Annotated in this window: 15 protein-coding genes, 1 other RNA gene and 1 riboswitch; of the genes, 13 read left to right on the top strand and 3 right to left on the bottom strand. The window is 46.0% G+C overall.

The window, feature by feature from the left end; translation table 11 throughout:
- Positions 1-300: 300 nt before the first annotated feature.
- Positions 301-1,407 (bottom strand): Rpn family recombination-promoting nuclease/putative transposase, encoded by a 1,107-nt coding sequence (locus AC06L3_RS05880; RefSeq protein ID WP_475669693.1) that lies wholly within the window; start codon positions 1,405-1,407, stop codon positions 301-303.
- A 160-nt stretch (positions 1,408-1,567) separates the two neighbouring features.
- Positions 1,568-1,903: RNase P RNA component class A (gene rnpB, locus AC06L3_RS05875), an RNA gene on the bottom strand.
- A gap of 109 nt (positions 1,904-2,012) precedes the next feature.
- Between rnpB and AC06L3_RS05870 the strand changes: the two genes are divergently transcribed.
- From AC06L3_RS05870 to AC06L3_RS05810, 13 genes are all read left to right on the top strand, one after another.
- Complete coding sequence (locus AC06L3_RS05870) at positions 2,013-2,837, top strand: glutaminyl-peptide cyclotransferase (protein ID WP_475669692.1); 825 nt, start codon at positions 2,013-2,015, stop codon at positions 2,835-2,837.
- Between the two features lie 61 nt (positions 2,838-2,898).
- Positions 2,899-2,989: riboswitch (TPP riboswitch) on the top strand.
- An 84-nt stretch (positions 2,990-3,073) separates the two neighbouring features.
- Positions 3,074-3,967, top strand: a complete 894-nt coding sequence (gene thiM / locus AC06L3_RS05865) for a hydroxyethylthiazole kinase (RefSeq protein ID WP_475669691.1) — start codon at positions 3,074-3,076, stop codon at positions 3,965-3,967.
- 13 nt (positions 3,968-3,980) lie between these two features.
- Positions 3,981-4,607 carry a thiamine phosphate synthase gene (gene thiE, locus AC06L3_RS05860; protein WP_475669690.1) on the top strand — a complete coding sequence of 209 codons (627 nt, stop codon included), beginning with the start codon at positions 3,981-3,983 and terminating at the stop codon, positions 4,605-4,607.
- A 16-nt stretch (positions 4,608-4,623) separates the two neighbouring features.
- Positions 4,624-5,826, top strand: coding sequence for a thiamine-phosphate kinase (locus AC06L3_RS05855; protein ID WP_475669689.1), 1,203 nt, complete (start codon positions 4,624-4,626; stop codon positions 5,824-5,826).
- Between the two features lie 13 nt (positions 5,827-5,839).
- Complete coding sequence (gene thiD, locus AC06L3_RS05850; RefSeq protein ID WP_475669688.1) at positions 5,840-6,760, top strand: bifunctional hydroxymethylpyrimidine kinase/phosphomethylpyrimidine kinase; 921 nt, start codon at positions 5,840-5,842, stop codon at positions 6,758-6,760.
- A 273-nt stretch (positions 6,761-7,033) separates the two neighbouring features.
- The gene (locus tag AC06L3_RS05845; RefSeq protein ID WP_475669687.1) at positions 7,034-9,067 is read left to right on the top strand and encodes a M13 family metallopeptidase; all 2,034 of its coding nucleotides are present in this window, start codon (positions 7,034-7,036) and stop codon (positions 9,065-9,067) included.
- A gap of 22 nt (positions 9,068-9,089) precedes the next feature.
- The gene (locus tag AC06L3_RS05840; protein WP_475669686.1) at positions 9,090-9,923 is read left to right on the top strand and encodes an ATPase; all 834 of its coding nucleotides are present in this window, start codon (positions 9,090-9,092) and stop codon (positions 9,921-9,923) included.
- Between the two features lie 27 nt (positions 9,924-9,950).
- Positions 9,951-10,763 carry an N-acetylmuramic acid 6-phosphate etherase gene (murQ, locus tag AC06L3_RS05835; protein WP_475669685.1) on the top strand — a complete coding sequence of 271 codons (813 nt, stop codon included), beginning with the start codon at positions 9,951-9,953 and terminating at the stop codon, positions 10,761-10,763.
- On the top strand, positions 10,763-11,377 hold the full coding sequence (gene recR / locus AC06L3_RS05830) for a recombination mediator RecR (RefSeq protein WP_475669684.1): 615 nt from the start codon (positions 10,763-10,765) through the stop codon (positions 11,375-11,377). The genes murQ and recR overlap by 1 nt, the downstream gene beginning before the upstream one ends.
- Positions 11,378-11,406: 29 nt before the next feature.
- Positions 11,407-12,921, top strand: a complete 1,515-nt coding sequence (locus tag AC06L3_RS05825; RefSeq protein ID WP_475669683.1) for a sodium:solute symporter — start codon at positions 11,407-11,409, stop codon at positions 12,919-12,921.
- A gap of 1 nt (position 12,922) precedes the next feature.
- A complete protein-coding gene (locus AC06L3_RS05820; RefSeq protein ID WP_475669682.1) occupies positions 12,923-13,573 on the top strand; it encodes a manganese efflux pump MntP in 651 nt (216 codons plus the stop codon).
- A gap of 38 nt (positions 13,574-13,611) precedes the next feature.
- A complete protein-coding gene (locus AC06L3_RS05815) occupies positions 13,612-16,926 on the top strand; it encodes a S41 family peptidase (RefSeq protein WP_475669681.1) in 3,315 nt (1,104 codons plus the stop codon).
- A 292-nt stretch (positions 16,927-17,218) separates the two neighbouring features.
- On the top strand, positions 17,219-17,404 hold the full coding sequence (locus AC06L3_RS05810; protein WP_475669680.1) for a hypothetical protein: 186 nt from the start codon (positions 17,219-17,221) through the stop codon (positions 17,402-17,404).
- 41 nt (positions 17,405-17,445) lie between these two features.
- Here the strand turns inward: AC06L3_RS05810 and AC06L3_RS05805 are convergent, their stop codons facing one another.
- The gene (locus AC06L3_RS05805; protein ID WP_475669679.1) at positions 17,446-18,393 is read right to left on the bottom strand and encodes a CorA family divalent cation transporter; all 948 of its coding nucleotides are present in this window, start codon (positions 18,391-18,393) and stop codon (positions 17,446-17,448) included.
- Between the last annotated feature and the right edge of the window lie 209 nt (positions 18,394-18,602).

Below are 18,602 nucleotides of genomic sequence, written 5' to 3'. Positions count from 1 at the left end.
CAGAAAATGGCCGGCAAAGGCCTCAATCAGCGGCCTGACCGATGCCGAAAATCGGCCGAATCCCTGTCCGATGCGACCCGGACAATGGAAAAATCCCGGTCTCCCGGGACTCTTCTCCTCAAAGAGAGGAATGGGCGCTTTCCTTTTTACCCAATATATAATGTACGTCCTGACGCGGCAGGGCTTAGTACAACCGGACTCCAAATCGCGCTTCATGCGACACGAAGTCCTATAGCGTTAAAAAAAGTCGGACCGGTCAATGTTGGCCTGTCTGACTTTTTAATATTCATGGTGCAAATGTCATGCTCCTTTTATCTCATTCTCGGAAAGTCCTGTGGCTTTTTCAATCGTTTCAATATCCACCCCGAGTTCCAGAAATCTTTTTGCCGTTTCCAGTTTGCCCTTTTCAACACCTTTCTCCATTCCTTTCTCCATTCCTTTCTCCATTCCTTTCTCCATTCCTTTTTCCATTCCTTTCTCCATTCCCTTCTCCATCCCTTCGGCAATACCTTTCTTGAGACCTTGCTTGATGCCTTTTTCAAGACCCTGCTTCAAGCCTTCTTTCCGGCCTTCCAAAATACCCTGTTCCTTTCCTTCTTCAAGCCCACGCTTGAAGCCTTCCTCCCTTCCTTCTTCAACAGCTTCACGCTTTGAGTTCTCTATATCCCAATCGTTCATCATATCCATCAAGTATTTTATTTCTTCTTCCTTTGTGAAGCCAGAGCGTTCACTGGCCATCAAATAAGTTTTGAATGGTAATTCATTATCAAATTCTTCTGGTATATAAGCAAAGAATTTTGATTCTTTCAGCAAATATAACCATTTATCTGTATTTGACTCCAGTTCATATTCCGTTTTATTGAAATTTTTAAGACTAAGAAAATAGTACTCCGCCGAATTTGGCATTATTTCATTGCTTGTTACTTCGTGGCATCTATAGTGCAACATATACCTGCCTTTCAAATCATCATAGCCGACTGAATCGTTTTTCAACAATTTTTCCAGTCCGAAATTCAGAATGGCAATGGAATACGTCTTTTTTATCTTGAAATTCCAATTTCTTCCCGGTTTTTCCTGGAGAGCTATCAATTTTGATGAATAATAAATCATCCTTTCCCTGAAATATCTCTGGCTGGCATTCTGCATCTCAACTATAAAATGACATCCATCAACATCTTTGCATAGAATATCTACGAATGCTTTTCTTGAATCAGCACTTTCTCCTAGCAGTTCAACATTAACGAATTCCAGATCATAGATGATGTGATCTGTAATGATGCTGTTAAGCAAGCCAATCGTAGCTGCTTTGTAACGTTCGGATCCGAAAATCCGTTTGAAAGCGAAGTCAATTGTAGGGTCAACAAAACGAGAATACTGTAATTCCTCAATACGAATGAAATCTTCCATAATAGTTCAATTTATTAATCCGGTGCAATATTATGGGAAGGAAACCAATTCAACATCGTATTAAACGTGTATAAACGTTTATAAACGTTTAAACTGGACTTTGGTGCTCAGTATCGTGGTTTAATTACAAATTTGATGCGGAAATAATAGCTGGTGTAATAAAAAAGGCGGGCGTATAAGCCGAGTTCTGTAAGAGTTGCTTCCTGTAGGGTGCAGCTCTTTTTCATCATTTATCTGACGCAGTCTACCCCTCGGCAAAGGACGAGCAGCCCTTATGTGCCGATATACATGACCTTGCAGGCTCCGGTGGGATACTCTGCCTGCATTGCTGCACACAGACGCGGGCTCTTGCCCCGCATTTTCACCCTTACCTTACGGCGGTTATTTTCTGTTACCCCTTGCATAAGCTTTCACCTATCTGTGCTTTCCACAGCGGAGTGCTCTGTCCTGCCCGGACTTTCCTCACAATTTCTTGCGCGATGAAACCGCCCGCCGCCCGCAAAGATACAAGCTTTTTCTTTCCAATGCACTTTTTTGTTTCCTCAACGCTTGCAACAAATGCTAAACTTGAATTATTTTTGTATCCTGATGAAAAATAATAGTAAATGACTACTAGTAAATTGCATATTAACTTCTGTCGCATTGCACTGTTCATCATTGCTGTTGCTCTTGCTGCACCAAAAGCATATTCCAAGGAACCCGGGAAAGTGGCAGAAGATTCTGAAATATCTTCAGAAATTAAATCTTATAAAGTGAAAGTCGTGGCTTCGTATCCGCATAATCCCGCCTCATACACTCAGGGTCTTTTCTTTCACAACGATACCCTGTACGAGAGCACCGGACAGTATGGCCGCTCAGCTTTCTACAAACTCAATTTGAAGAACGGCAAGCCGTACAGGAAACTAAAGTTCGCACGAAGGTATTTTGCCGAAGGTTCCGTGCTGCTGAATGGCAAAATCTACATTCTCACCTGGATGGAGCACAAGGTCTTTGTACTTGATGCAAAAACTCTTGAAAAGACAGGGGAGTTCTACAATCCTTACCAGGGCTGGGGCCTTACTACCGATGGGACTTATCTCTACCTAACAGACGGCAGCGCAACATTGTATAAACTGGATCCGAACACGTTCCGCACCATTTCTTCCATTATGGTCACAGCCAGCGGCAAGCCTGTGAAGTACTTGAATGAACTTGAATTCATAAATGGAAGAATCTGGGCCAATGTATATACCACCGATAATATTGTAATTATCAATCCTGAAAACGGTTTCGTTGAAGCTCGAATTGATTGTTCAGGATTATTGGACAGCAAACTACGTAAGCCGGAAACCGATGTTCTCAACGGCATAGCATTCAATCCAAAGGACAATTCCCTTTATCTTACCGGCAAGAACTGGCCTCTGCTTTTCAAAGTGGAGCTGGTTGACTGATTCAAAGCAACAATTTATTTTTGCTTTTAGCCATCGCTGTGCTAAATTTGTGAAGTAATTCAATGATGCTTGGGGGTGCCTGTTCCGGCTGAGATCATACCCCGAAACCTGATGCGGATAATGCCGCCGTAGGGAAAGCCTCCCCAATGCATTTTTTTTAGTTTTTGATAGAGGTGCCTGTTCTTTCAAGCCACTTCTGTTGAAGTTTTGTTGAAATGTAAATATTATTGTTTGCTATGAGTATGTTCAATACCGGGGATTTCAGAATCGCCTGCGATTGCATAAAGGAGCGGAGGCCCCTGCTTGTGAATGTAACCAATTATGTGGCAATGTCTCCGAGCGCAAATGCGCTGCTGGCAATAGGAGCTTCGCCTATAATGGTTTTGGAACCATCGGAAGTGGAGGAAATAGTTGAAAAATCCGCGGCTCTGGTGCTTAACATAGGTTGTCTGGAAAGCAATCAGATTGAAGTGATGAAGCTGGCGGCCGCACGTGCCAGTGACCTTGATATTCCCTGGGTTCTGGATCCTGCCGGGGTTGGAATGAGCTGGCTCAGGACCGATACTGCATTGCAACTTATCAGGAAATTCAAGCCTGCGGTAATCCGTGCAAATGCCTCGGAAATCGCTGCTTTGGCTTCTGCTCTTATTGATGACCACGAAACAAAGGCAATGCAGGAAGTTGATTTGGTTTCAAAAGGAGTTGATTCATCAATGGATAGCAAATCAGCCCTGGAGTACGCAAAGAATCTTGCAAAATTCACAGGCTCAATTGTTTCGCTGAGCGGAGAGGTGGATTATATAACAGACGGAGTAAAAATTGTTTCACTTTCGAACGGAAGTCCTTTGATGCCGAGAGTCACTGCTATGGGTTGTATAGCATCGGCCGTTACTGCGGCATTCCTTTCCGTTGCCTGTTATTCAGAAGAGACTGGTTGCACAGATTATTTACAAGCGGCTGTGAATGCCATGGCGCTTATGGGCGTTGCTGGTGAAAAGGCTCACGAATTGTGTGACCGGAGTTCCACTGCTGGTACTGGTTCTTTCTTTGTTAACTTCCTGGATATGCTTTCCGGCTTTGATGCGGCAGAACTTGCCGGCCGGGTCAAGGAAGATTTCGAAAAACAATAAAAGTAGGTTTGTTATGAATCGTGAAGATTTGAAATTGTATCTCGTGACCGACCGCGGCTTGCTTCACAAGTCACATTCATTGGAGGAAATGGTTCTTGAAGCTGTTGCCGGAGGCGTTACCATGGTACAGCTGCGCGAGAAAAATGTATGTACACGTGAATTCGTTGAACTGGGCATGCGCCTGAAATCCGCTCTGGCGGGCACAGGAGTTCCTCTTATTGTGAACGACAGGGTGGACGTTGCACTTGCCATTGATGCCGACGGAGTTCACATAGGGCAGAGTGACATGCCCTATGAAATAGCACGCAAGTTACTGGGTGATAACAAGATAATAGGTCTGTCAGTTGAGAGCTTGGAGCAGCTGGAGCAGGCGAATCAGCTTGATGTGGACTATGTGGGGATATCCCCGGTGTTTTCCACCCCAACCAAGACCGATACCGCACCCGCATTCGGTATTGAAGGCCTGCGCAAGGCGGTTTCCCTATCAGAACACCCAACTGTGGCGATAGGAGGTATAAATGTGTTCACTGCGCCTGAGGTCCTGAGTTGCGGCGTTGACGGAATTGCCGTTGTGAGTGCGATAGTGGCTTCACCTGAACCTCGTAACGCAGCAGCAGCTTTGAAGAAATTGTTTGATTGAGTTGTACACCGAAATTATGAAGGAAGTTATTTTCAGTGAGTTCTCTTTGATTGATAAGATAAAAAGCGGGTTCTCGGAGCTCGTGAAAGGGGGCGGCGTTGTAGGAATAGGTGATGATTGCGCAATCATTCCACAAAATAGCGGCAAGGACACACTTGTCAGTGCGGATTTGCTTGTGGAAGGCGTTCATTTCATATTGCCGGATGTGCAAGCGGCTGCTTCTGGCATTTCTGCATACGAACTCGGATGGAAAAGCGCGGCAGTGAATATCAGTGATATAGCTGGTATGGGTGGCAAGCCTGTGGCAACATTTCTTTCCATTGCCTTACCGGAACGAATCCGCACAATGTCTGTCCGCCGCTTCCCGGTTCCCGAAACTTGTGTTGATTCCTGCAAAGGAAATCCGGAGGTCAGTTACAATAATGAAGACGAAACGGATGTTCCGTGGTTGGAAGAGTTCTTTCGTGGTTACAAGGCCATATCAAGCAAATTTGGCGTTGCGTTGCTTGGCGGTGATACAACAAGCTCGCTGGACAAACTTTGTATAAATATAACCGTTCTTGGAGAGTGCGGGCATGGTAAGGCCGTAAGGAGAAGTGCGGCACAGGCAGGTGACCTTATCTGCGTGACCGGCAATCTCGGCGACAGCGCAGCGGGTCTTAAGTTATTGCTGAGTAACATTGCCCTGTGTGCCAGAACAGAGACAATTCAGTGCACAAATGTAAAAGTCAATCCATTACATGCCAGTGATAATAAAGAGCGTTTGCTACACAAACATCATATGCCCGAGCCTAGAGTCAAGGAAGGCATAGCATTGGCCAAGGTCCAAGGCATTGGCGCCATGATGGACATTTCGGACGGCATTGCCTCTGACCTTGAACATATTCTGGATGAGAGCAATCAATCGTGTGCAACTTGCGATTCACAGCTGAATGTTGACAAATGCTCTGAAGGGCGGAAACTTGCGGCCGTTGTTGATATAAACAAATTACCTATGTCAGATTATATGAAGCAGGCATGTGCAGAGAATGGTTGGGACCCGGTTGAACTTGCTGTTGGCGGGGGAGAGGATTATGAGCTTCTGTTCACCTGCCGTCCCGATGCGCAAATACCTGTTGAGCATTACGTTATTGGCGAAATCATTGAGCAAAGCAATGGCCGTGAAGACATTATTTGGAAAGGTACTGACAGAAACTTCAGCGGCTTCAATCATTTTTAACACAGATAAGATTATGAGCAAAAGATATCCTATAGTTTTAAGCATAGCCGGCAGTGATTCAGTGGGAGGCGCCGGCATTCAGGCAGACATCAAGGCAATCAGCGCAACCGGTTCATACGCTGCAACGGCCATTACTGCGGTGACAGTTCAGAATACGTTGGGTGTGGAAGCGGTTCATCCTGTGCCGCCGGAGATTGTTGAAGCACAGATAAACAGCGTCCTGAGTGATATAGGTGCCGACGTGGTCAAGATAGGTATGCTTCACAGCGCAGAATTGATACGTGGAGTCAAGCACTCTCTCAAGAAGTTCAATATCACAAATATAGTCCTTGATCCTGTAATGGTTTCCACCAGCGGCCACCGTCTTCTGGAAGAAGGTGCAGTACAGGTCCTGATTGACGAACTCATTCCCATGGCCAGAATCATAACTCCAAATATCCCGGAAGCTGAAATACTGCTTGGCCGAAGCATAAGTTCACAGGAAGAACTCATGCAGGCTGCCATTGATCTTTCCAACATCTTCTCTGCCCAATCTTCTTTTACTGCGATAGGTCCGAACATCAAATCGTCCGACATTGCAAGCAATAGCTGCGGCAAAGTATCCGTACTGATGAAGGCGGGGCATGTCAAAGTGGATTCCGCAGATGCATCTGACTTCCAGCCTATACTCACCGATATTTTCTACAATGCCGAGGATGGTAAGTTATCAGAATTACCATCGCTGTACATAAATACAAGGAATACTCATGGTACAGGCTGCACTCTGTCCTCTGCAATAGCTTCATATCTGGCTCAGGGAGAGAGTCTGGAGAATGCCGTGGGAAGGGGAAAGGTCTATATTGCCAATGCCATAAAGTGCGGTGCGGAATACGAAATCGGCCACGGCCATGGCCCGGTTAATCATTTCTGGGGTATGCTCAATGCACTCAATTAAGGGGGTATTGAGCATGGCTGCTAAAAATTAGCTATTGAATATCAGTAAGTTACAAAATGGACCATGCTCAATACCCATGGTTTAAAGGTATTGAGCATGGTCTATGTAAATTAGTCGTTGTAATAGGTTTTATGGGTAATTATTCTTATTTTTGTCGGTTAAATAGACCACCTGGAAAGTTCGGTGGTGAGTAGTTTTGCGAGCGTTCAGTAAGTTCTTGAAAAGAAATATATTAATTAATGATTGCGAAACTTGAGAAGAGTAATATTGACTATGAAAAAAACTAATGTAATGGGGCTTTTCCTCAGCGCAGTGATTTGTGGAGCAGTCTGTTCCTGCAACAATTCAGAAAAGCAAACAGTTCCGGCAATCGATCCGGCAAATATGGACACCACCGTGCGTGCGGCGGATGATTTCTATCAGTATGCAACCGGCGGTTGGCAGAAGAACAATCCTCTGAAACCTGAGTATTCACGTTTCGGTTCATTTGACGTTCTTGCAGAGAACAATGAAATCAGATTGAACGACCTTTTCAAAGGTCTTGCCTACCTTAAGACAGAGAAGGGCACAGTTGAGCAGAAAATCGCTGACCTTTACCTCATGGGCCTTGATTCAGTCCGTCTGAACAATGAAGGATGTGCTCCGGTAAAACCAGTCCTGGAGCAGATTGAGAATGAGATCACAGACGCTGCATCATACGCACGTGTTGCCGGTCTTTGTGACCTCAATGGCGCCGGCGGACTTTACGGAACTTATGTATCGTCAGATATGGTCAACAGCAACGCCAATGTGCTTTATCTGAGTCAGAGCGGCCTTTCAATGAGGAACCGCGATTATTATCTTCTTCCTGAGCACCAGGTAATAAGGGAAGGTTTCAGGAATTTCCTGCACAAGCTGTTCACACTCGCAGGATATGAGGACGCAGAGCTCAGGGCACAGGATGCATACGATGTTGAGATGGCTATTGCAGAGCCTTTCTGGTCAATGGTTCAGCAGAGGGATGTTGAGGCACAATACAATCCAATGTCAAGCCAGAAAGTGTTCGAGAGCTATCCTGAACTGCATCTCGATGAATATTTCAAATCACTTGGCGTTGAGCCGCAGGAGAAAATGGTTGTTGAGCAGCTTTCTTATTTCGAGGCTTTGAACAATCTTTTCAAGACATTCACAGCTGCACAGTTGAAACATTTCCTTCAGGCAAAAGTACTCACTGACGCCTGCGGATCAATCAGCGATGAATTCTACACAGCTCAGTTCGAGTTCTTCTCAAAGCAGATGGCCGGTATCCAGGAGGAGAAACCAAGATGGAAGAGGGCGATGAACGTTCCTAACTATCTCCTTGGTGAGGCGGTAGGTGAAATGTATGTAGCAAAATATTTCCCTGAGGAGGACAAGGTAAGGATGCTTGGTATTGTCAAGAATATCCAGAAAGCTCTTGGCGAGCACATCGATTCCCTTGACTGGATGAGCGAGGCCACAAAGGCAAAGGCTCACGAGAAGCTCGACAGCTTCACCATCAAGATAGGCTACCCGGACAAATGGAAGGATTATTCCACACTGGCGATAGATCCTTCAAAGAGCTATTTCGATAACCTCCGCGAAGCATCCAAATGGTACACTCTCGATAACCTTTCAAAACTTGGCAAGCCTGTTGACAGGGAGGAGTGGCACATGAGTCCTCAGACAGTCAATGCATATTACAATCCTACAACCAATGAGATATGCTTCCCTGCAGGTATTCTCCAGCCACCTTTCTACAATCCTGATGCCGACGATGCAGTGAACTACGGTGCGATAGGTGTGGTCATCAGCCACGAAATGACTCACGGCTTCGATGATCAGGGACGCCTGTTCGACAAGGATGGCAATATGAACAACTGGTGGACCGAGGAGGATGCACAGGCATTCAAGGCAAAGACAGCCAGGCTCGTTGAGCAGTTCAATCAGGTTGAAGTACTGCCGGGCGTTTATGCCAACGGTGCTGCAACCCTGGGAGAGAACATTGCGGACCAGGGCGGTTTGAGAATTGCATACACAGCAATGCAGAACTCATTCGCAGGCAACCATCCTGCACCGGTTGACGGATTCACCGCTGAGCAGCGCTTCTACCTAGGCTATGCATTCGTTTGGGCACAGAATATTACAAAGGAGGAGATTCAGCGCCGTACACTCACAGATGTCCACTCGATAGGCGAGCACAGAGTTAACGCAACATTGCGCAACATTGCCGATTTCTTCGAGGCTTTCGGAATCAAGGAGGGAGACGCAATGTACAGACCTGAAGAGGAACGTGTAATAATTTGGTAATAATATAACAACAATAATACTTATGATTTTACTTGCAGACAGCGGCTCTACCAAGGTTGACTGGAGAGCCATCAAGGACGACGGAACAGTAGTTGCAATCAATACAGTTGGCGTAAACCCTGTTTTCGTTGCAAAGGACAAAATAATTGAGATATTCCGCAACGAGCTTGTTCCGGTAATCGGTAACGGAGTTGACGAGGTTTATTTCTACGGAGCAGGAGTGGTTGGCGACGATATCATCAACACTCTTGACGAGTGCTTCAAGGCTGTTTTCCCAAAATCACATTGCTTCTGTGCATCCGACGTTCTCGCTGCCGCCCGTGCACTTTGCGGTCACAAACCGGGCGTGGCCTGCATCATTGGCACAGGCTCCAACAGCTGTCTCTATGATGGCAAGGACATAGCAAAGAATGTCAAGGCAGGCGGCTTCATCCTCGGTGACGAGGCTTCAGGCGGATATCTGGGCAAGAGGCTTGTTTCAGATTTCATCAAGGGCCTTCTTCCAAAGCATATCGAGGAGGAATTCGTGAAACGATACGACCTTGACTATCCAAAGATTGTGGCCAAAGTTTACAGGGAGCCGGTTCCAAGCCGCTTCCTTGCAAGCTTCTCACCATTCATCTTCGAGTTCAAGGACGATCCGCACATTCACGCTCTCCTGATTGACAGCTTCTCACAGTTCATAACCAGGAACGTTTACCATTATGATTACAAGAACCTTGAAGTCAACTTCGTGGGCTCCATAGCATATTACTATCAGGATATCCTCAAGGAAGTGGCAGAAGGTCTTGGAGTGAAGGTCGGCAAGATTCTCAAGGCTCCTATCGAGGGTCTCATAGAGTACCATAAATGCTAATGAACTATCGCTGTAAAAGATAATGATATGAAAGTAACAGAACAGGCTTCAAACTATACTAATCTGGATCAGATGCCAACCAGGGACCTGCTGGTAAATATGAACAATGAGGACAAGAAAGTGGCATTGGCTGTTGAGCAGTGCATCCCTCAGATTGAAAAACTTGTTGACGGCATTGCTGAAAGAATGGCCGACGGTGGAAGACTTTTCTATCTCGGCGCAGGTACAAGCGGAAGGCTTGGCATTCTTGACGCATCGGAGATTCCTCCTACATACGGCGCTCCGTTCGATCTCATCATCGGTCTTATTGCCGGTGGCGACGGTGCTATCAGAAAGGCTGTCGAGAATGCGGAGGATGACCCTATGCAGGGCTGGAAGGATGTTGAGCAGTTCAATCCTACAATCAAGGACACGGTCATAGGCATTGCAGCATCAGGTACTACACCTTACGTTATAGGTGCAATAAAGGAAGCTAGGAAGAGAGGCATGCTCACCGGATGCATCACCTGCAATCCTGGCGCTCCTGTTGCCGACGAGGCTGAGATTCCTGTAGTTGCAGTGGTTGGTCCTGAGTTCGTGACTGGTTCCACAAGAATGAAATCTGGCACCGCGCAGAAGCTTGTGCTCAATATGATTTCCACTTCAGTGATGATCAAACTCGGCCACGTCAAGGGAAACAAGATGGTTGACATGCAGCTGACCAACAAGAAACTTGTTGACCGCGGCACACGAATGATAATGGACGAGACAGGCATTACGGATTACGAGCAGGCAAAGAAACTTCTTCTTGAGAAAGGCTCCGTACGTGATGCAGTTGACTATTACAAGGCAAACAATTAATGTACTCAAAAAGCTATACATCAAAGCTGCTTGAGGAGGCTGTGGACCAGTTCGCCTCGCTTCCGGGCGTTGGAAGGAAAAGCGCTTTGCGTATGGCTTTGCATACACTCAAACAGCCAAAGGAGAATGTGGAGAAATTCGCATCCTCCTTTCTTGCACTTAAAAGCGGCATCAAGTACTGCAGCAACTGCTACATGCTGTCCGATACGCCGGTGTGTCCCATCTGCTCCAACAGGATGCGCAATCATTCAATCATCTGCGTGGTTGAGAGCGTGAGGGATGTGATGAGCATAGAGAACACTGAGCAGTACTCCGGCCTTTATCATGTCCTGGGAGGGATAATCTCACCTATGGAAGGAATAGGTCCGGACGATCTTACAATCAATGAGCTCATTGAACGGGTTAATGCTGGCGGCATAGAGGAGGTGGTGCTTGCACTCAGCACAGGCATTGAGGGCGAGACAACTTCATTCTACATCTTCAGGAAACTGGAAAGCACGGGGGTGAGGATTTCCACCATCGCCCGTGGAGTAGGATTCGGAGATGACCTGGAATATGCCGATGAACTTACGCTCGGCCGTGCAATAGAGAACCGCCAGGCGTTCAAGATTTAAAAATTAACACATAATCCAAAAAATAAGTTATGCAACAATTCCCTTTATGGCTTTTCATACTGTCTTTTGCGGTATATACAGCCCTGATGTTTTTCGTATCCTGGCTCACCTCCAGGAAGATGGGCGGCAACTCGTTCTTCTCAGGTGACAGGAAGGCCCCTTGGTTCATGGTAGCCTACGGAATGATAGGAACTTCTATATCAGGAGTAACCTTCGTGTCGGTTCCAGGCAACGTAATGGCTCAGAACTTCTACTACATGCCGCTTGTGCTCGGATTCGTTGGCGGCTACATTGTAATAGCAAAGATACTCCTGCCGCTCTATTACAAGATGAACCTGACCTCAATCTATACCTACCTGGGCGATAGATTCGGAATGAAAACCTATAAGACAGGCTCATCCGTATTCATGGTTTCAAGACTTTTAGGAGCCGCAGTAAGGGTATATGTCGTAACATTGGTGCTTTATGCATTCATACCCAAGGCGGCAGGCTGGGAGGCTCACAGTTTCGCTGACATTGCACTGTTCGCACTTGTAACTCTCATCTTCATGATAATCCTTTACTTCTACACGTTCAAGGGCGGAGTGAAGACCATTATCTGGACAGACGTTCTGCAGACCACTTTCATGCTTTTAGCGGTATTCCTTACCATTTATTTCATCTGCAAGCAAATGGGCTGGAGTTTTTCAGATATGGTAGGCTCTGTTGCCGGTGCTGAGAACAGTTCGATTCCAGGAACCAAGTTCTATTCAATGTTCGACTGGAACTGGGCCAACGGTACAAATGCCGTGAAACAGATAATTGCCGGAGTCTTCATGACCGTTGCAATGACCGGAGTTGACCAGGGAATGATACAGAAATCACTTGCCTGCAAGAATATAAACGCAGCGCAGAAGAATATGTACACAACCAGTGTAATCATTGTTGTGGCAAACTTCTTCTTCCTTCTTCTGGGTGCGCTTCTCTGCCTTTACCTTCAGGAACTCGGCGGAATGGCTGCAATCGGAGCTCAGAAGACCGATGAGATTTTCCCTATAATTGCAAGCCAGAACCTTGGTCTTGTAGTGGGAATATTCTTCCTGATAGGACTTATTTCTGCATCATATCCAAGTGCGGGCAATGCCCTTACAGCACTCACCACTTCGTTCTGCGTTGATTTCGCACACTTCACTACCAGAACTGACCTCAGCGATTCTCAGAAATTCGTTTACAAGAACAAGATACATGCAATCTTTGCGGCATTGTTCGTGATAATAATCGTTGCCCTTTATGTATTGAGCAACGATGCCGTTGTGAACCTTGTTTACAAACTCGCTTCATATACTTACGGACCTCTGCTCGGTATGTTCTTCTTCGGCATTTTCACAAAACTGAAAGTGAAGGACGGAGCGTCTCCATACATTGCAGTTGCAGCACCTGTACTTTGTCTGATTATCAACAAAGTATGTATGTCGCTATTCGGCTTTGATCTTGGCTTCACACTCCTGATAGTCAATGCACTGCTTACAGTAATCGGACTTTACCTTTTCAGAAAGAAGAATTAGTTTGACTTACCTTGAGATTCTAATAATTGCTGTCAGCCTCTGTTTTGATACCCTTGCCGTTTCAGTTGCAGGAGGTATGGTCAGCAGTCTTGACTCCTTGAAAAAGAAATTGAAGCCTATGCTCATATTCGGAGCTGTTCAGGCTTCATTTCTTTTACTTGGATGGCTTCTCGGCTCGAGTTTCATGAGTCTTATATCAAGATGGGACCATTGGCTTGCCTTTGCGCTTCTTCTGTACATCGGAGGCAAAATGCTTATCGACTCTTTCAGAGCAACTGCCAAATCATCTTCAGACACACCCTGCAAATATTGCTCGGACAATGGACCGGTTAAAGAATTCGCTGGGAATAAGGATAAAGCAGTGAGCGATGAGTGCAATCTTAACATGATTTCGAATGATTTAAAGCTCGGAGTGGCAACCAGCATAGATGCCGCGGCTGTAGGTATAAGTTTCGCCGCCACTTACATTGCCGGTATCAAGCTGATTTATGCAGTGTTTGTAACCGGACTAGCAACAGGCGTGGCCTGCTATATTGGAATTAGGTTCGGCAAGGTTCTCGGCAAATCATTCGGCAGCAAAGCCTTTCTCATTGGCGGAACAGTCCTGATTCTCATCGGCATCAAAATCATTCTGGAACATCTGCTTTATTAACCATAGCAAATTATTATTTTTTCTTATAAACATCGTATATGAAAGCAAATCGTTTATTAGTCTGTGCGCTGACAATAGCGGCGGCACTCGTTTCCTTGCAACTTTCAGCCGCTCCTGCTGCGGCGGAAAATTCCGAGGCAAGGCTTCTAAGATTCCCGTCCATCGGCGGTGGAAAAGTTGTATTCACATACGCCGGTGACCTTTACAGCGTTGATGAAAATGGCGGTGTTGCCAGCAAGCTCACCAACCACGTTGGATACGAAATGTTCGCAAAGATTTCTCCTGACGGCAAGACCATAATGTTCACCGGCCAGTACGATGGCAATACAGAACTTTATTCCATGCCTATCGCCGGTGGAGAACCTGAAAGAATAAGCTTCTCAGCTACTCTCGACAGGGATGACATAGGAGACAGAATGGGCCCTAACAACATTGTGATGGGCTGGACTCCTGACGGGAAAAAGGTGATTTACCGCAGCCGCTGGTATACCTTCAGCGGACTCAGGGGAAGGCTATTCACCGTTGATGCAAAAGGAGGCATGCCTGAAATGCTGCCAGCTACAGAAGGTGGTTTCTGCTCCTTCTCACCCGATGGGAAGTATCTGGCAATGAACAGGATGTTCAGGGAATTCAGGACCTGGAAGTACTACAGGGGCGGTCAGGCAGATGACATTTACATTCATAAACTGGGAACTACAAAGCTTGAGAAGATAACTGACAACGATGCTCAGGACATTTTCCCTATGTGGGTTGGTGACAGAATCTTCTATCTCTCCGACAGGGACAGGACAATGAACCTTTTCGTTTATGATACAAAGACAAAGCAGACACAGAAGGTTACGAACTTTACAGAGTATGACTGCAAGTTCCCTTCTGCTAATGATGGAAAGATTGTGTTTGAGAACGGAGGTTACATTTACAAATATACCGTTTCAAGCGGGGAACTCGAGAAACTGAACATTTATCTGAATTCAGATAATATCTGGTCCAGAAGCGAGCTCGGTTCCGTTGGCCGCGGCTTTGCATATACACTTTCACCTGATTCAAAAAGAATCCTGGCAGTTTATCGCGGTGACATTTTCTCAATGCCCGCACAGAACGGAGCCGTTTATAATCTGACCAATTCACCGCAGTCACACGAAAGGGAGGTATGCTGGTCACCGGACGGCAAGACAGTTGCCTGGTTCTCAGATACAGATGGCGAGTATAATGTATATGCCGCATCATACGAAAAGATTTCAAGTCCGAGGAAACTCACATCTTTCAAGAACGGATATCCAAGGGGACTGCGGTGGAGCCCTGACAGCAGGACTCTTTATTTCTCAAATGAAGAGAGAGACGTTTTTGCACTAGATCTTGCAAGTGCAGGCGTTAAAGTCATTCTTTCCGCTAACCCAAAGAACAATCCAAAGACAAACGGCAAGGCAATCCGTGGCTTTGTCCTCAGCAGTGATGGTTCCTGGGCAGCATATTCGCAGGGCCTGGACAATGATGTCAGCGCTATCTTCCTTTATAACATTGCAAGTGGCAAGTCTTATCAGGTGACCGACAAATGGTACGATTGCTCGAATCCTCTTTTCAGTGATGATGGAAAATATCTCTTCTTCACTTCAGCAACCAATTTCAGTTCACAGTATTCACAGGTTGAGTGGAACACAAGTTACAGAGTAAGCAGCAATGTTTTCGTAGTCTCTCTTGCAAAGGATACACCTAACCCAACCGCATTCAGCAATGATGATTACGATGCTGCCGCTCCTGCTCCTGCCAATGATGCTCCGAAGGCTAAAGGCACTGCCAATGCTCCTGCAAAGAAGGCAGCTGCAACAAAGGTTGACATAGATGGTATAGGTCAGCGCATATATCCTATCAATGAACTTTCACCGTCGATGTACCGCCTGGTCAAGGCCGCCGACGGCAAGCTGTATTACAATGCATTCGGAGGTTTCGGCGGTTTCGGACGCGGTGAGGCCGGCATGAAGGTTCTGGACCTCAAGACAAAGAAGATTGACAAGGGTCAGGATTATTCCGTAATGTGCTTCGCTGCTGATGGCAAGAAGGCGCTCGTACGAAGCAAGGGAAAATTGTACGTTACCAATTTTGGTTCGCCTGCAAATGGCAAGGAAGTTCCTGAATCAGAACTTGAGATGACCATAGACCACAAGGCCGAGTGGAAGCAGATCTTTGACGAGAGCTGGAGAATAACCCGAGACGGATTCTATGTGGAGAACATGCATGGTGCCGACTGGAACCATATTTACGAGAAATATTCTCAGCTCGTGCCGTATGTAAACCACAGACACGATCTTACTTACATAATAGGTGAGATGCTTGGCGAACTTAATGTTGGCCACGCATACATTACTTCCGGTAATGTCCCGGCTGTTAAACGTGTCAGGACAGGTCTTCTCGGTGCGCAATTCAGTCGTCACAAATCCGGTGCATTCAGGATTGAAAAGATTTTCAAGGGCGAGAACTGGAGCGAGAAACTCCGCTCACCTCTCACAGAGGCAGGAGTGAATGCAAAGGCAGGCGAGTACGTGATTTCAATCAACAGAGTACCTGCTGCACAATATGCAAACATTTACCAGGCACTCACAGGCAAGGCCGGCGTTCCTGTAGAGCTTCAGATTTCTTCCACCGGCGATGGTAAGGATGCCAGAACCGTAATAGTCAAACCGGTTGCTGATGAGTCCGGACTTGCTTATTACGAATGGGTTCAGGGCAATATTGCCAAGGTTGAGAAACTTTCTGGTGGAAAAATCGGATATATCCACATTCCTGATATGTCAACTGTAGGTCTTGATCAGTTTACCAAGCTGTTCTATTCACAGCTGGACAAGAAGGCCCTCATTATTGATGACCGTATGAATGGTGGTGGAAATGTGAGTCCTATCATTATGGAAAGACTGCAAAGGGTTGTATATAGAATGAGCATGTATCGCAACGGCGCCAACGAACCTGTTCCTAACCAGGCTCATTACGGACCTAAGGTATGCCTGATAGACAAATATTCTTCATCCGACGGTGACCTCTTTCCTTGGGGTTTCCAGTCTCTCAAACTCGGCAAGGTTATTGGCAAACGCTCATGGGGCGGTATAGTTGGCATCTCCGGCTCGAAGCCTTTCGTTGACGGACAGGATATGAGAACACCTTTCTTCACCTCATACGGTCTTGATGGCAAGTGGATTATTGAGGGTCATGGAGTTGATCCTGATATAGAGGTGGATATCAATCCGTTCGAAGACTATCTCGGAACCGACGCTCAGTTGAACAAGGCTGTGGAAGTTTTGCTTGAGGAACTGAAGAATTGGCCTGAACTTCCGGGAACACCTGCCGCGCCGGTCAAGAACTGAACGAAGTTCTGACGACCTGTTCACTTCGCTTGTCCGTTGATGAGGCCCTTCTTCTGCTTCAGGCCATTCGCTTGATTGCGGCAGTCATTGCTTTTTATTGGGACTCCGTCCCAAACCCTGCTGCACCGCTCCCGGGCTATACCGAACTTGCTGCTTTCCGCAACTCTTCGCAATCTTTTCGCAAGTATTCGCCTTCCAGCAAGTTCGCGCCCTCCGCTAGGCCGCTGATGCGGCCTTTTTCGTGACCTGCCGCTTCATTCAGTCACGTTTTTGCTCAAAACCATGACCGGTTATGAACGAGCTCGATTATGAAGCAACTCTTTACGATTTCAAAGAAAGAGGCAGAAAAGATGGGAAAAAGGAAGGTATAAAAGAAGGTGTAGCAAAAAGCAAACGCGAGATAGCTGAGAAGCTCAAACTAATGGGTTTGTCCGCTGAACAGATAAAGGAAGCAACATTCCCTATGAATTCGATGTAGTAAAGATCATGAGTTAAATTGCACTGGGGAATAAATAGGTTTTATTTGTCGCGCTTCTTGAACAGATAGGAAGCGGCTATTACGGTCATCAGCATAATGACCATAATTATGATGAAATCCGATACTCCCCTGTCAATCATAGGGAGTTTCACGTTCATTCCGAAAATTCCGCTTATAAGGGTAGGAGGCATGAAAAGAAGGCTCACAAAAGCAAGGACCTTCATGATTTTGTTCTGATCAAGGTTGATAAGACCAAGAACTGTATTCTGCATGTACTCAAGCCTCTCGAAGCTGAAATTGATGTGGTTGAGAAGTGATGAGATATCCTTGATCAGCACGTTCAGCTTTGTATGAATGTCACGCGGGAACTTGTCGCTCTTGAGAATTGATGAAATCATCCTCTGTTTGTCAATGATGTTCTCGCGGACGAGCATTGTGTTCTCCTGAAGCTGGTTGATATCCAGAAGGAAATCCTCGTTCACGTCCTCGCCTTCACCAACCCTCTTGCTGAACTGCGCAATCTCCTTGCTCATAAGCTCAATCATATCGGCATCGAGGTCAATTCTGTTCTCAAGTATTGAAACAAGGATGTGGTAACCTGTTGGGAACTGTTTTGGTGCGAATGAAAGCTTGCGCTGCATATCGGTGAAGGTTCTTAACGGTACCTGTCTTATAGTTACAAGAATACCTTCGGATATTATGAATGAAACCGTTTCCAGTGAGTAGTCGTCAGGTCCTGGAATCATGAAGTTGGTGTTGGCGAATATTGTGGTGTCAGTTTCTGAATAGCGGGAAGAACTCTCGATCTCCTCGGCCTGTGCCCTTGACTGGAGGGTGGTGTCAAGGAATTCCTCAACTGCGCGTTTCTCATCACCGCCAGGATTGAACAAATCTATCCAGATGATATCGTCAAAACCAAAATTCTCAAGTTCCTTGAGCTCCTGGGTGCAAAGAATGCTGCCCTTTGACTTGTAGAAGATTTCAATCATTTACCTGACCTCCTATCTTTTTCAAAGACGATGCACCGGTAATCATCGCCTCCAAGGTTTTGCAAAAAGAAAACTCTGCAAAGTTAATAATAAGTTTTCAGAAAATGACAATTTTTTATTCTTGTCAAGCTTTGAAAATCAAATGATAATGGCTATATTTGCACCGCCTTTTTCAGGGCATTATAAATAATGTTTAACTACTTGTTCGT

It is taken from the genome of Candidatus Egerieousia sp., from assembly GCF_056211015.1.
Note: the sequence above shows the minus strand (reverse complement) of the source record. Positions and strands in the feature narration are given on the sequence as shown.

Excerpts from the sequence above, each read along its gene's own strand:
- recR (WP_475669684.1), top strand. The coding sequence starts at position 10,763 with ATGTACTCAAAAAGCTATACATCAAAGCTGCTTGAGGAGGCTGTGGAC.
- AC06L3_RS05805 (WP_475669679.1), bottom strand. The coding sequence starts at position 18,393 with ATGATTGAAATCTTCTACAAGTCAAAGGGCAGCATTCTTTGCACCCAG.
- AC06L3_RS05810 (WP_475669680.1), top strand. The coding sequence starts at position 17,219 with ATGAACGAGCTCGATTATGAAGCAACTCTTTACGATTTCAAAGAAAGA.
- AC06L3_RS05840 (WP_475669686.1), top strand. The coding sequence starts at position 9,090 with ATGATTTTACTTGCAGACAGCGGCTCTACCAAGGTTGACTGGAGAGCC.
- murQ (WP_475669685.1), top strand. The coding sequence starts at position 9,951 with ATGAAAGTAACAGAACAGGCTTCAAACTATACTAATCTGGATCAGATG.
- thiM (WP_475669691.1), top strand. The coding sequence starts at position 3,074 with ATGAGTATGTTCAATACCGGGGATTTCAGAATCGCCTGCGATTGCATA.
- thiE (WP_475669690.1), top strand. The coding sequence starts at position 3,981 with ATGAATCGTGAAGATTTGAAATTGTATCTCGTGACCGACCGCGGCTTG.
- thiD (WP_475669688.1), top strand. The coding sequence starts at position 5,840 with ATGAGCAAAAGATATCCTATAGTTTTAAGCATAGCCGGCAGTGATTCA.
- AC06L3_RS05880 (WP_475669693.1), bottom strand. The coding sequence starts at position 1,407 with ATGGAAGATTTCATTCGTATTGAGGAATTACAGTATTCTCGTTTTGTT.
- AC06L3_RS05845 (WP_475669687.1), top strand. The coding sequence starts at position 7,034 with ATGAAAAAAACTAATGTAATGGGGCTTTTCCTCAGCGCAGTGATTTGT.
- AC06L3_RS05825 (WP_475669683.1), top strand. The coding sequence starts at position 11,407 with ATGCAACAATTCCCTTTATGGCTTTTCATACTGTCTTTTGCGGTATAT.
- AC06L3_RS05870 (WP_475669692.1), top strand. The coding sequence starts at position 2,013 with ATGACTACTAGTAAATTGCATATTAACTTCTGTCGCATTGCACTGTTC.
- AC06L3_RS05855 (WP_475669689.1), top strand. The coding sequence starts at position 4,624 with ATGAAGGAAGTTATTTTCAGTGAGTTCTCTTTGATTGATAAGATAAAA.
- AC06L3_RS05815 (WP_475669681.1), top strand. The coding sequence starts at position 13,612 with ATGAAAGCAAATCGTTTATTAGTCTGTGCGCTGACAATAGCGGCGGCA.